We start from the raw sequence: 12,404 nt of genomic DNA on the forward strand, positions 1-12,404 counted from the left end.
ACTACGACGTTGATAGGTTGGGTGTGTAAGTGCAGTAATGCATTGAGCTTACCAATACTAATTGACCGTGAGGCTTGACCATATAATAGGTCTTAGACAATTTTGATACGAGACATGATCGTTTCCAAAGTTGACGCGAATACAACAACTTAAGCAATTCAATCTGACATTGCTGTTACAATACCAACTAATCAAATTTATTCGTGAGTGGAGTGCAAAATAAAATGCAAAATGCATCGGCACTTCAAGCACAAGCCAGTTTTCCTGGGGAAAATAGCGCTATGGAACCACCTGATCCCATCCCGAACTCAGAAGTGAAACGTAGCAGCGCCGATGGTAGTGTGGGAGATCCCATGTGAGAGTAGGTCAACCCCAGGGCTTCATTAAGAGCTCCTAGCTAATTAGCTAGGAGCTTTTTCTTTGTCTGGATTTTTTAAGTATTTTTTAAGTGATTTCTCTTTATTCAATAGAATCAATAGAAAGAAGGATGATGAGTTGCTACTAACAATCCTGGATGTTTTCTCCTTAAGAAGATTCATGGAGCTGCGGGAACCGACTATTTCGTTCTTTTAACCGATGCATGCCCGCAGTTTGGGTATTTTGATGCCCTTTGCCGGCACGAAGTTTTTGAAAGAACGGGATAGTGAAGACCGGCAACTCATCAGCTTCTGTTGTTTCAATGAATCATTTTGATGATTCTTAAGAAGATCTGTGGATCGGCGGGAGCCGACTGTATCGTTATTTTTGCCGGTGTATGCCCGCCAGTTGGTATCTTCGATGCCCATTGCCGGCATGAGATTGATGGAAAAATGGGATGGTGAGTTCCGGCAATTCATCAGCTTCTATTGTTTCAATGAATCATTTTTATGATTCTTAAGAAGATCTGTGGATCGGTGGGAACCGACTATTTCATTCTTTTAGCCAGTGCATGCTTGCAGTTTGGGCATTTTCAATGCCCATTGCCGGCACGCGATTTCTGGAAAAATGCGATGGTGAGCCGGGCAACTCAGTAGCTTCTATTTGTTTTAAGATTGGGACTTATAAAAATATCAGAGGAAAAGTTTGAAATAATAACTTTATTGGTATTGTTAGAGGAGGTCTGTAGTAGATGCTCTCTTAAAATTAGGGCTAATTTCCAGTAGAGTTAAGATGATTTTGGAGTTCGAAGATTGATACAATGGTACATATTTTATATCTCAGCTCTAATATTTTATGTAGACCTCAATAATTCCTTTTATGTTATGACGTTTTAAATGAAACAATATCGAATTTTATTAGCATTTCTTGCCCTTTTTCCAATGATTATCTATTACATTGGTCTCTCCTTTTGGCCACAATTTATGGCAACTCATTTTATATGGGGCGTCCCTTATTCTATTTTAGGCGGTGTGGTAGTGATGTTATGGGGGGCTTTTATTGCTCTTTTTTATGCGTTACTCTATTTTTTAAATAGAGATTTGCAAATAAAGGATGATCGATAATAGTGCTCCCTTAATGAGTATGAGATAGGAAGTTGATGAATAAAGTTTATAGAACTACAGGGAATAATGATGCATCAAAGTAGAAGTGTGACCCGCTATTTTTTAGCTGATCGATCGATAGGTGTATTGCAAAACTCATTTGCGCTGGCTGGAGATTATCTCTCTGCAGCAGCTTTTTTGGGCTCGATAGCAATGTATTTTACCCAGGGAATGGATTCTCTCTTCTATGCAGTGGCAACACTACTAGGATGGGTTTTATTACTCCTCTTCTTTTCCGATAAATTAAGGGCTACTGGTGCCTTTACTTTCTCTGATGTAATTAATACCTCATTTAATAGTCGAAGATTAAAAGTTTTAAGTGGAGTGACAAGTCTTCTCATATCGATATTTTATCTGTTAGTACAATTGGTGGGGGCTAGCGCATTACTTACTCTACTACTAGATTTAACCTTTGTAAGCGCATTATTAGTTATATCTCTTTTAACACTTTTTATTGTTTTAGTGGGGGGCATGAGAGCAACAACGTTTATTCAAAGTATTAAAGCGCTATTACTATTTCTATTTGCCTTTACATTGCTCTTTTTAGTTTTGAAGAGAGTGAATTTCTCATTTGAAGAATTATTTCTGCGTGTTGCGGCCGTTACCTCTTTTGATTACTTGATGCCAAGTAGCGCTATTAGCTCAGGAATTGAGCAAATCTCATTAATATTAGGATTATTATTAGGTTTATTAGGCTTGCCCCATATTTTAATGCGCTTTTTTACAGTTAAAGATCAATCTGTTGCGCTCTTTTCAGCGGCAGGAACAACGCTACTGATCGCAATCTTTTTTATTCTTAATCTCATCATTGGATTTGGTGCTGTAGTTTTATTAGAAGGAGAGCAGTTAACAGGAGGGGCAAATATGACGCTACTTCATTTAGCTTCTCTATTAGGTGGAGGTCTCTTTCAAACGATTTTAGCAATATTGGTTCTTATTACAGTATTAGCAGTTATCTCTGGTATTGTCATGGCTGCTAGTGCGACGGTGACTCATGATCTATTACCATTATTAAAAACCGAGCAGCAGTTAAGTGAGGTTTGGCAGCTGATCATTGCTCGTTTAGCCGTATTAATGATCTTTATTTTTGGTGCGATACTTGCTTATTTTTTTAGAGAGATGAATCTTGCTTTTCTTTTTGGACTTGCATTTTCATGGGTAGCAAGTGCCCACTTTCCGGTGATGTTAGGGCGATTTTATCTAAAAGGCTATAGTGAAAAAGGAGCATTTTATGCACTTTTAGTAGGTACATTGGGTGTTTTGCTCTTTCTGATTTTTAGTGATACTGTCTGGGTTGATATCTTCTCTTTTCATTCTCTTTATAGTTATCGTAGCCCCACGCTTTTTATCTTGCCATTAACACTCGTAGTCTTGTGGTTATTCCGAGAGCAAGAAGTGGGGGAAAGAGAAGCGATAAGCTAAGCCTTCGCCGCCAAAGTAACTATCTTGAATCCCTTTTATTTTGAGTTCTGATAATCTTTTTTCTACCAGTTTTTGTGAGCTTTTCGATTTTAGTGTTGCATAGAGGTGAAATCCTCCTTGAGGGATCTGATAAGTTATAAGATCAGTTAAGTTTTTATCGAGCCAATTGACAAGGCGATCTGCTCTTATTTTTAGAGCTTGCTGTAATTTTAACTCATGCTGATTTGCATAATGTTCAAGATAATACTCTGCCATATATTGTGGAAGGGAGCTTAAGCCTGAATCAAGCTGTTGCCGGATATTGGCTAAGTTTTCGATGATAGAACGGGGCGCAACCATCCAACCTATACGAATTGATTTTCCTAGATACTTTGAGAGAGAGCCTAAATAAAATATATCATGATTTTTATCTGTCATTTTTAGCGGTCGATTATCGATATAGTTGTAGAATGTTAATTGACCATAAGCGTCATCTTCGACAATCGGTAGCTGTTTTCGATGACAATAAGCTATTAATGCTTCTCTTCTTTGAGACGATATGACTCGACCTGTAGGATTATGAAAAATAGGATTGATGAAGATCATTTTGATTCTATGTTTATAGAGTAATTGATCAAGCTTTGAAATGATGACACCTTCTTGGTCCATGGGGATCCCATATATTCGAATACCTAAAGCTTGAAAGATGGAGAGCGAGTAGAAATAGGATGGATTTTCAATAGCGATAGAATCTCCACTTTTTAAGAGTCCAAGCGCTATAAGTGAGAGCGCTTGCTGTGTGCCTGAGGTAATCATAATCTCCTCAATAGGCACTTCCCATTGGTGGCTTCTTTTAAGATAACGTTGAACTGCAGATCTTAAGTCTCTTGTACCGAGCCGCATCGATTCTTGCTCTCGCTCGGCATTTAATAGCAATTGCCAATCAATTTCAGGTAGCTGAAGAGAAGGGTAGAGTTCTATTGGAAGATCGCCATTTGTGAGATCATATTTCACTTTTGGTTGGAAGATCTCTCTATTAAATGGGCCATTCCACTGTAATCTCGGTTTTGAAAATTGACCCCACTTCTGTGGATTAATATAGGTGCCGGAGCCTACTTTTCGGATAATAAGGCGACGTTCATGAAGTTCTTCCATTGCTCTTACAACAGTCGATCGATTGACAGAAAAGAATTGGCTAAGTTCTCTTTCGGAAGGGAGTTTCTCTCCCGGTAATATTTTTCCTGCTATTAAGGCTTCTTCGATAGATTCGATGATTTGTTGATAGAGAGGTTTTTTGCTATTTCTTTTGATGTCAAAATGCATGGGGCAATTGTTCTTTGAGTTATTTGACAATTAAATTGTCATTGAGGGAGAGGCGAGAGGGGGATCTCTTCTTATTTTGGAGATCATTTATTAAAAATAATCTCCTTCTTTACTGTTTAATTTACCAGAGATTATATCGGCTTTAAATGGATGGGTATAAACTCATCCAAATGGCTCTTTTATAGATTGAAAAAGTTCTATATCGTAGGGATTGTTTGATAAAAGTGGCGAATAAGTGTGGCTATTACTACTCATATAGACCATCTAATATTCCATCTATATCCCACTTATAACTATCTTATTGGCTGTTGGATAGCTATTGAATGGCTATTTAACAGCGATGTTAATTTATGAATAATGTTATCAATAAACAATAGTTGTCAAGAAACAATATTTTCAATTATTAATAAATATATAAAAATCATATATCAGATAGTAATTGGCAGTCATGTGATAACAACTACTTAAAGCTATTTAATATAATATCTACTATGAAGGAGAGAAAATGAGTCAATTTATCGAAATGCCTAAACGTGGCGTGATTATGGATGTTGTGAATGTTGAAGAGGCTAAAGTTGCAGAAGCTGCAGGGGCTTGTGCAGTGATGGCATTAGAGCGAGTACCTTCTGATATTCGTAAAGAGGGGGGAGTTGCAAGAACAACAGATCCAGCATTGATTGAGTCAATTCAAAATGCAGTATCAATTCCTGTGATGGCAAAGGTTCGTATAGGTCATATTGCTGAAGCTAGAATCTTAGAAGCGATGAATATTGATTATATTGATGAGAGTGAGGTGTTAACGCCGGCAGATGATGTTTACCATCTTTTAAAAAGTGATTACCGAGTTCCTTTTGTTTGTGGGTGCCGCAATCTTGGTGAAGCATTACGTCGTTTAGGTGAGGGTGCAAAAATGCTTAGAACTAAGGGTGAGCCCGGGACAGGAAATATTGTTGAAGCTGTACGTCATATGCGTGAAGTGAATGCTGAAATTCGTCAGTTAGTGAATATGGCTGATGATGAGCTAATGGTTTTTGCACGAGATCATCAAGCACCTTATGAATTAGTGAAAGAGGTGAAACGATTAGGACGGTTACCGGTTGTTAACTATGCGGCAGGAGGCGTTGCAACACCTGCTGATGCTGTATTAATGATGCTTTTAGGTGCTGATGGAGTATTTGTAGGATCCGGTATCTTTAAATCTGAAAATCCTGAGAAGTTTGCATCTGCTATTGTGCAAGCGACTAAAAATTATGAGGATTTTGAGCTCTTAGTACAACTTTCTAAAAATTTAGGGACCCCAATGAGTGGCCTTGAAATCTCAAAAATCCCAACTGATGAGATTATGGCAGGTCGATAATCTTGGTAAAAATCATATAGTCATATCGATAAATGACTTTAGACGGGCTAGATAGAGAATCATCTATCTAGCTTTTTTATGTGAGTAGTAAACTCTATTCTATTTGTTTGTATCTATTGGGATTAATGGGGGGATAATTTTACTATATCTTTTTACTATATCTTTCTATAATAAGCTATAATCTTCGATCTAAGAGATTTTGATTTATAACAGAATCTATAGGGAGCAATTGATTGAAAGAGCCTTATAGATTCAAGTTTCAATTTTAATGGATTCCAATGAAAAGTATGCCTTTTGTTAAAAGAATAACTATTATCCTCGGAAGTATAATATTAGCTTCTTGTGCCAACAGTAATAGCCCTTCGCTTAATCCTCAAGAGATTGAGATAAAAGAGGTTGATAGTGCAGAAGCGCAAAAATTATTAGCTTTATCGAAACAACTAGAGCAGAAAGTTCAAAAATCGAATCAGCTAAAGCTAGATGAGAAGAATGAGAAGGCGAATCATAAGAAGAGAGGCAGTAGCATTACTCTTGTTGATGCTGCTCAAGAAATCATTCTATTTCACCCTCGTGTAGCTCAAGCGAAAGGAGAAGAGCGTACCGAAGAGGAGTTAATTGCAGTTGCGGAATCGAAATATTACCCTCAAATTAATGGGGGGATTGGAATGCGCAGGGATAGTAATCGTTCAGATCGTTATGATCGTGAGTTTTTACAAGATATCAATCTTGAAATAGAGCAAGTTCTCTATGATTTTGGTAAAAGATCAAGTGCAGTTAAGAGTGCAGAGTATAGTTATTTGACGGCAAAAGCTTATACATCAATGACGAATGAAGAGCTAATGCATATCGCCGCATTGACAGTTGTTGCTGTAGATCGTTATAAAAAGTTGATGCAGTTATCTCAAGATCAAGTACAAAGAATTGCGGCATTAGGAAAACTAGTTGAAGAGAGATATGAGAAGGGTGCTAGTAATCTTTCTGATGTTTATCAAGCAAAGTCACGTTTAGATGATGTTCTATCTGAAGAGCTAGATGTTGCAACCCAGCATCAAACAGTTTTGAGAACATTAGGGATTATTATCGGTCAACCTCAATTGAGTGATGCAACGATTGGATCGCTTCCTGCCGGCCTCTCTTTAGCATGTGACGTTGAACCTAATTGGAGTGCTATTCCCGCATATCAAGTAGCAGAGTTGGAGGCTGAACGGGCGCTTGCCGAGCTTGAAAGGGCAAAAGCAGATGAGCTACCAACTATTTTATTAAGAGGAAATGCATCAAGAGCACTCAATGCTACGCCTCGTTATGGTTCGCGCATTGATTCTACCATGAGTCTTAATGTGACGATGCCGGTATATCAAGGTGGGGGATTGTCAGCTAGTAAGCGAGCAGCTGCGAATCGAGTACAGTCCGCTGACGCTAGAAAAGCTGAGGTTCAATTAGATGTGAGTCAAAAATTGAGCGATACTCAAGTCAATTTAGAAAACCTCCATAAGCGGAAAAATCTCTTGATGCAACGCGTTGATAATCTTAAACATACTAAAGAGTTGTATAAGAAACAATATTTAGAGTTAGGGACTAGAACGTTAGTTGATTTATTAAATTCTGAGCGAGAATATCATCAAGCTCAGGTTGATGTTGTTAATAATCAACTCGATATCATTCAAGCGCAATTAGATTGTGCATTTTATCAAGGTCAATTAGGTAAAAGCTTAGGCATTAATCAATATCGCTGATAAATGGTGCTGATGATTAAGTTTTTATCAGTGATTAATTGATATATAGTTGATATGTAATTGATATGTAATTAATACATTAATTAATATATATATTATATATAAACATATTATTATAATCTGTCAATCTTTAATGAAATTGACAGATTTTTCTTTTTAAATGTAGAACAAATATCTTTGTTATTTTCATTGTTATCATTATTTTAATTATTGATATTATTTTTCTTTATAGCAAAAAGAGATGAATTATTGATGATCTTGAATAAATTGTATATTGATATTCATCAAAATAGTATAATAAAAAATAAAATTGACTGTGTTTAGATCTGTTCTATCACTCGGAATTAATTATTAATATTGGAAGTAAATTTGTGAACAAGAACGAAAATATTGAAGCAGTAACGGAAGAAGTCACAGAAGAAGTAGTGGAAACAGTTAGTGAACCAGATAATCGAGATTATGGTTCATGGATTGAAGCCATTTTAATGGTGGCTAAGCATTATCGTATAGAGTGTTCGAAAGAGAATATCTTATTGACAAGCCACTGGCTTAGCGATAGGCCGATTAGTGATGTATTGCGAAGTATTGCTCGTCAGGCGGGTTTGAGTTTTAGTGTTATAAAATTAGAGGACTCTGAACTGTCTGTCTGGCGTTTACCCCTAGTTGTTCAACTAAAAGAGGGTCAGATCGGTGTTATTGATGCGATCGATAAAGATGGTGACCTTGGTATTACTTATAGTGGTGATGGGGGTCTGAAGAGTCGAATTAGTCGAAAAGACCTTTTAGAAAATGCCACATTAGCCGTTGTTTTAAGACCAACACATACCGTTAGAGATGCAAGGGTTGATGAGTATGTTAAGCCTCATGACCGCAGTTGGTTTAGAAAGATTGTAATAAAAGATTGGAAGCCCTATAGCCATATCTTTATTGCTTCTTTCGTTGTGAACGTATTGGCATTAGCGGGGATTCTCTTTACTCGACAAGTTTATGATAGGGTTATTCCTGCTGAATCTTATCCCACGCTTTATGTTCTCTTTAGTGGTGTTTTAGTTGCCATTATTTTTGGCTTTATTATGCGAAAATTGCGGACGAGAGTAACCGATCTTTTAGGGAAAAGGGCAGATATGCGCATTTCAGATCGTGTATTTGGTCATGTGTTGCGTATCAATAATATGCATCGACCTAAATCTACCGGGACATTTATCTCTCAAGTGAGGGAATTAGATAGTGTTCGTGAGTTGTTAACATCGACCACTGTCACAGCATTTGCTGATATGCCTTTCTTCTTTCTCTTCTGCTTTGTCTTCTGGTATATCGCTGGATCTTTAGTATGGATTCCTATTGGTGCTGTGATCTTGATGGTTCTACCTGGAATTTTAGCCCAAAAGAAATTACGCGCTTTTGCCAATCAGGCAATGAGGGAGTCAGCGCTTAGAAATGCAATGCTAGTAGAAGCGATACAGGGCAATGAGGATATTAAGACGTTGCAAGCGGAACATCGTTTTCAGACACAATGGAATAACTATAATGCTGTTTCAGCTGATGTTAATCTTCAACTGCGCTCCTTGATTAGTACCCTCAATAGTTGGACGCAAAGTATACAAACATCGGCCTTCGCTGTGATTGTATTATTTGGTGCACCTATGGTAATGGAGGGGGATTTAACAACGGGTTCACTCATTGCTGCCTCTATTTTAGGCGGAAGAATGATCGCACCTATGGCGGGAATTACGCAAGTTTTAAATCGCTGGCAACAGGCAAAAGTCGCTTTAGCAGGGATTAATCAACTAATGGAGCTTCCTGTGGATCATCCGCCTGGAGAGAAACGAGTCCATAAGAGTGCAATCGCCGGCCATTATCAGATTAAAAATGCACAGTTCTTCTATCATGCAGAGAGTCAAGAGCCATCATTAACCATCGAGAACTTAGAGATTAAGCCGGGAGAGAAAATTGCAGTTTTAGGTCGCAATGGTGCCGGAAAATCAACCCTTTTACAGGTCCTTTCAGGATTGTTAACTCCTAAGGGGGGCGTGGTCACGCTCGATGGGGTAAGCTTATCCCATATAGATCCTGCCGATGTGCGTCGGGACGTGGGATTGATGAGTCAAAACTCTCGATTATTTCATGGGACAATTCGAGAAAATCTGCTTTTTGGTGCTCCTTTAGCAACTGATGAGAGTCTACTTCATGCACTGAATATGACCGGAGCAGCAAGCTTTATCAGTCAACTACCAACAGGTTTAGATTACGTTATTGCGGAAGGTGGACATGGTCTATCTGGAGGACAAAAGCAATCCCTGTTATTGGCAAGACTCTTTATTCGTAACCCCCATATTGCACTCTTAGATGAACCAACTTCAGCGCTTGATGATGTAACAGAGAAGAGCTTTATCTCGGCATTAGAGGGTTGGAGTATTGGAAAAACTCTGATTGTAGCGACACATAAGATGAGCGTTGTAAATCTTATGGATCGTATTGTTGTGATTAACAATGGTCGAATTGTATTAGATGGATCTAAAGAGAAAGTGCTAGCACAATTATCGGGGAAGAAGTAGGTCTTGAGTAGAGAAACCGATCATACTAAATAGATAGTTTTAGTGATAATTATGGAATGATTAGTGCTATCAGAATGATAGAAACTAATCTTCTCTACGAGTATTAGAAGAATTTAAGAGGTTTATATGAGTAAAACCGATGAAAAACGTGATCTTTTATTATTAGATTATGAAGAAGATCAGAGACGTTATAAAGATCATATTGGGGAGTCTGAAATAGTAAAATCTTCCCGTATTATTTGGGCTTTTTTACTGCTACTAGTAGCACTAATAGTGTGGGCTTATTTTGCTGAAATTGTAGAGGTTTCAACTGGGTCTGGAAAAGTTGTTCCCACCTCTCGTGAGCAGGTTATTCAATCCTTGGAAGGGGGGATTATCTCTGAGCTTTATGTGCGTGAAGGGGATATTGTTGATAAAGGGCAGGTTTTAGCGCAACTCGATTTAACTAAAACTGAAGCCACTGTTGAGGAGAGTGCGTCGAAGTATCGTGCTGCGCTTGCCAGTATTGCACGTCTTGAGGCAGAAGTGGATCATAGTGAGTTAGATTTTCCAGATGAACTTGATGCTTTTCCTGAGTTGATCCAAGCAGAGACTCGTCTTTATGAAACTAGAAGAAAAGCGTTGGAAGAATCTGTTCGTGGTTTAGAGCAGTCACTTGCATTGGTAAAATCTGAGCTCCAATTGACCCAAGCTTTAGCGCAACAGGGAGCTGCGAGTAATGTTGATGTTTTAAAATTACAAAGACAAGTAGTCGATTTAGAGTCTCAAATTACTGATAAACTCTCTGAGTATATGGTACAAGCTCGGGAAGGGCTGAGTAAAGTTCAGGCAGAAGCGGAGTCGTTGGAGTCTGTCGTCAGGGGGCGAGAGGATTCACTTTCCCGTTTAACGTTACGCTCTCCTGTTCGGGGTGTTGTTAAGGATGTCATATTGACTACTCGCGGGGGAGTTGTACCACCTAATGGAGAGTTAATGCAAATTGTTCCATTAGATGATCAGCTTTTAATTGAGGCGCGTATCTCTCCGCGAGATATCGCTTATATTCACCCAGGTCAAGAAGCTAAAGTGAAAATTACAGCCTATGATTACTCTATCTTTGGTGGATTAGATGGAAAAGTAACCGTTATCTCTCCTGATACAATTCAAGATGAGACAAAACCAGATGTCTTTTATTACCGTGTTTTTATTAGAACAGAGACAGATTCTTTGGTTGATAAAAAGAGCGGTAAAGAGTTTCCCATCGTGCCGGGGATGATTGCTACAGTTGATATTAAAACGGGCGATAAAACTGTGTTTGATTATCTTATGAAACCTTTTGGTCGTGTGAAAGAAGCCTTAAGAGAGCGTTAAGCAATAACGGAAGGTTGTAAGATACAAAATAGAGTATTTCTCATTAGCCTTCTTTTAGAAGGTTGATAAGATGGCAAGATAGACAAGATAGATAAGTGAGAAAGAATGAGAGAAACTGGAGCTATAACATTAGGAGAAGCACTCAATAATCGTGCCGATCTACAGACAAGAATCGCACAATTAACAACGCGTCTAGGCGATAATATTAAGGTCCAAGAAGGTGATGAGCCAGCGCTCTCACCTAATAGCTTGAAAAAGGAGCTCTTTACGGCAATAGATGCATTAGGTGTTCTGATCGAGCGAATTAATAAAACCAATCTTGTAACGGATTTTGATAAGGATAAGAAGTTGTCGGAAGCACTCATTGAGCGAGAAAATTTGATGAAAAAGCGTCAGGTTGTGCAACAGATGATCGATAAAGCTTCAGAAAATAGTAATCGTTATAGTATGTCTGAAATTAAGTTTATCTCTGTCGTGAATGTTGAGTTGCTTAGTAAAGAATATGATCAGCTCTCTAAAGCATGGCGTGAGCTTGATAATCAGATACAAGCAATTAATTGGCGTACAGAACTACTTTAGAGGTACAATTAGACTATGGCAATATAGAGAAGGCGAGTATAAAACTGATAACTGTCATAGCATTAACCATGCATCCTTTAACAATTAACGTTAAGAACAGTTAACTCCGTGGCAAAGCCACAGAACAAGTAACACTTGACTATTGACTACCATATACTGATTCTCTATATGGGTGGGAGCGGGGTATCCCTAGCTTTTAAGATTCTATTGTAGAGTTTTAGAGGCTAGGGATTTTTTATGCCGATCTATTTATGCTATCTATTTATTACTTTCGTCTTTTCCTTCTAAAGTGGAGAGCTCACAGTTATTGTTTTGATTGCCATCAATGACACACTTTTCTAATCGTTTAGCTGCATCAACGCCTTGAGCACATGCGCTTAAAAGAAGAGCGGTTGCAATAGTTGTAATAAGGAGTCGACCTTTTTTCATGGGGGTTAGATTCATGTTAATCTTCATCATCAGTTCCTTTTATCTGAATTTATTGTCTCTATTTAATAGAGTTTTGCAATCTTGCAATCCTACAATCCTGTCATTCTGTTTCTTAAGTTTAAGTCTCTTTAAGTCTCTTTAAGTCTCTTTAAGTCTC

The 12,404-nt window shown here is 38.1% G+C and carries 11 protein-coding genes and 2 rRNA genes; 10 read left to right on the plus strand and 3 right to left on the minus strand.

All coding sequences use genetic code 11. The annotated features are described in order from the left end of the window. Together AC0SAP_RS00005 and rrf are read left to right on the plus strand one after the other, a co-directional pair. A 23S ribosomal RNA gene (locus AC0SAP_RS00005) occupies positions 1–82 on the plus strand; the annotation flags it as partial. Positions 83–263: 181 nt separating this feature from the next. Continuing rightward, a 5S ribosomal RNA gene (gene rrf / locus AC0SAP_RS00010) occupies positions 264–378 on the plus strand. A gap of 191 nt (positions 379–569) precedes the next feature. On the opposite strand, the gene AC0SAP_RS00015 is transcribed toward rrf, so the two are convergent. Then, entirely contained in the window at positions 570–836 is a 267-nt protein-coding gene (locus AC0SAP_RS00015) for a hypothetical protein (protein ID WP_473382265.1), read from the minus strand. 30 nt (positions 837–866) lie between these two features. On the opposite strand from AC0SAP_RS00015, the gene AC0SAP_RS00020 reads away from it, so the two are divergent. The 3 genes from AC0SAP_RS00020 (at position 867) to AC0SAP_RS00030 (ending at position 2,942) form a co-directional block, all read left to right on the plus strand. Next, positions 867–1,013, plus strand: coding sequence for a hypothetical protein (locus AC0SAP_RS00020; protein WP_473382266.1), 147 nt, complete (start codon positions 867–869; stop codon positions 1,011–1,013). A 240-nt stretch (positions 1,014–1,253) separates the two neighbouring features. Continuing rightward, positions 1,254–1,481 carry a hypothetical protein gene (locus tag AC0SAP_RS00025; RefSeq protein WP_473382267.1) on the plus strand — a complete coding sequence of 76 codons (228 nt, stop codon included), beginning with the start codon at positions 1,254–1,256 and terminating at the stop codon, positions 1,479–1,481. Positions 1,482–1,550: 69 nt separating this feature from the next. Next, positions 1,551–2,942 carry a sodium:solute symporter family transporter gene (locus AC0SAP_RS00030; protein WP_473382268.1) on the plus strand — a complete coding sequence of 464 codons (1,392 nt, stop codon included), beginning with the start codon at positions 1,551–1,553 and terminating at the stop codon, positions 2,940–2,942. Here the strand turns inward: AC0SAP_RS00030 and AC0SAP_RS00035 are convergent. After that, positions 2,898–4,244, minus strand: a complete 1,347-nt coding sequence (locus tag AC0SAP_RS00035; RefSeq protein WP_473382270.1) for an aminotransferase-like domain-containing protein — start codon at positions 4,242–4,244, stop codon at positions 2,898–2,900. The two genes, AC0SAP_RS00030 and AC0SAP_RS00035, sit on opposite strands and share 45 nt — an antisense overlap. A gap of 505 nt (positions 4,245–4,749) precedes the next feature. Between AC0SAP_RS00035 and pdxS the strand changes: the two genes are divergently transcribed. The 5 genes from pdxS to AC0SAP_RS00060 all read left to right on the plus strand — a co-directional run bounded on the left by pdxS (position 4,750) and on the right by AC0SAP_RS00060 (position 11,818). After that, complete coding sequence (gene pdxS / locus AC0SAP_RS00040; RefSeq protein WP_473382271.1) at positions 4,750–5,601, plus strand: pyridoxal 5'-phosphate synthase lyase subunit PdxS; 852 nt, start codon at positions 4,750–4,752, stop codon at positions 5,599–5,601. 278 nt (positions 5,602–5,879) lie between these two features. Next, positions 5,880–7,334, plus strand: a complete 1,455-nt coding sequence (locus AC0SAP_RS00045; protein WP_473382272.1) for a TolC family protein — start codon at positions 5,880–5,882, stop codon at positions 7,332–7,334. Between the two features lie 371 nt (positions 7,335–7,705). Then, entirely contained in the window at positions 7,706–9,889 is a 2,184-nt protein-coding gene (locus AC0SAP_RS00050) for a type I secretion system permease/ATPase (protein ID WP_286478808.1), read from the plus strand. A 126-nt stretch (positions 9,890–10,015) separates the two neighbouring features. Continuing rightward, positions 10,016–11,239 carry a beta-barrel domain-containing protein gene (locus tag AC0SAP_RS00055; RefSeq protein ID WP_473382273.1) on the plus strand — a complete coding sequence of 408 codons (1,224 nt, stop codon included), beginning with the start codon at positions 10,016–10,018 and terminating at the stop codon, positions 11,237–11,239. A gap of 105 nt (positions 11,240–11,344) precedes the next feature. Continuing rightward, complete coding sequence (locus AC0SAP_RS00060; RefSeq protein ID WP_473382274.1) at positions 11,345–11,818, plus strand: DIP1984 family protein; 474 nt, start codon at positions 11,345–11,347, stop codon at positions 11,816–11,818. 258 nt (positions 11,819–12,076) lie between these two features. Here the strand turns inward: AC0SAP_RS00060 and AC0SAP_RS00065 are convergent, their stop codons facing one another. Then, positions 12,077–12,277 (minus strand): hypothetical protein, encoded by a 201-nt coding sequence (locus AC0SAP_RS00065; RefSeq protein WP_473382275.1) that lies wholly within the window; start codon positions 12,275–12,277, stop codon positions 12,077–12,079. Between the last annotated feature and the right edge of the window lie 127 nt (positions 12,278–12,404).

It is taken from the genome of Ignatzschineria sp. PL_is040 (assembly GCF_055813795.1).

What these genes read in the sequence shown, in the direction of transcription:
- AC0SAP_RS00015 (WP_473382265.1), bottom strand. Translation starts at nt 836, where the DNA reads ATGAATTGCCGGAACTCACCATCCCATTTTTCCATCAATCTCATGCCG.
- AC0SAP_RS00020 (WP_473382266.1), top strand. Translation starts at nt 867, where the DNA reads ATGATTCTTAAGAAGATCTGTGGATCGGTGGGAACCGACTATTTCATT.
- AC0SAP_RS00025 (WP_473382267.1), top strand. Translation starts at nt 1,254, where the DNA reads ATGAAACAATATCGAATTTTATTAGCATTTCTTGCCCTTTTTCCAATG.
- AC0SAP_RS00030 (WP_473382268.1), top strand. Translation starts at nt 1,551, where the DNA reads ATGCATCAAAGTAGAAGTGTGACCCGCTATTTTTTAGCTGATCGATCG.
- AC0SAP_RS00035 (WP_473382270.1), bottom strand. Translation starts at nt 4,244, where the DNA reads ATGCATTTTGACATCAAAAGAAATAGCAAAAAACCTCTCTATCAACAA.
- pdxS (WP_473382271.1), top strand. Translation starts at nt 4,750, where the DNA reads ATGAGTCAATTTATCGAAATGCCTAAACGTGGCGTGATTATGGATGTT.
- AC0SAP_RS00045 (WP_473382272.1), top strand. Translation starts at nt 5,880, where the DNA reads ATGAAAAGTATGCCTTTTGTTAAAAGAATAACTATTATCCTCGGAAGT.
- AC0SAP_RS00055 (WP_473382273.1), top strand. Translation starts at nt 10,016, where the DNA reads ATGAGTAAAACCGATGAAAAACGTGATCTTTTATTATTAGATTATGAA.
- AC0SAP_RS00060 (WP_473382274.1), top strand. Translation starts at nt 11,345, where the DNA reads ATGAGAGAAACTGGAGCTATAACATTAGGAGAAGCACTCAATAATCGT.
- AC0SAP_RS00065 (WP_473382275.1), bottom strand. Translation starts at nt 12,277, where the DNA reads ATGATGAAGATTAACATGAATCTAACCCCCATGAAAAAAGGTCGACTC.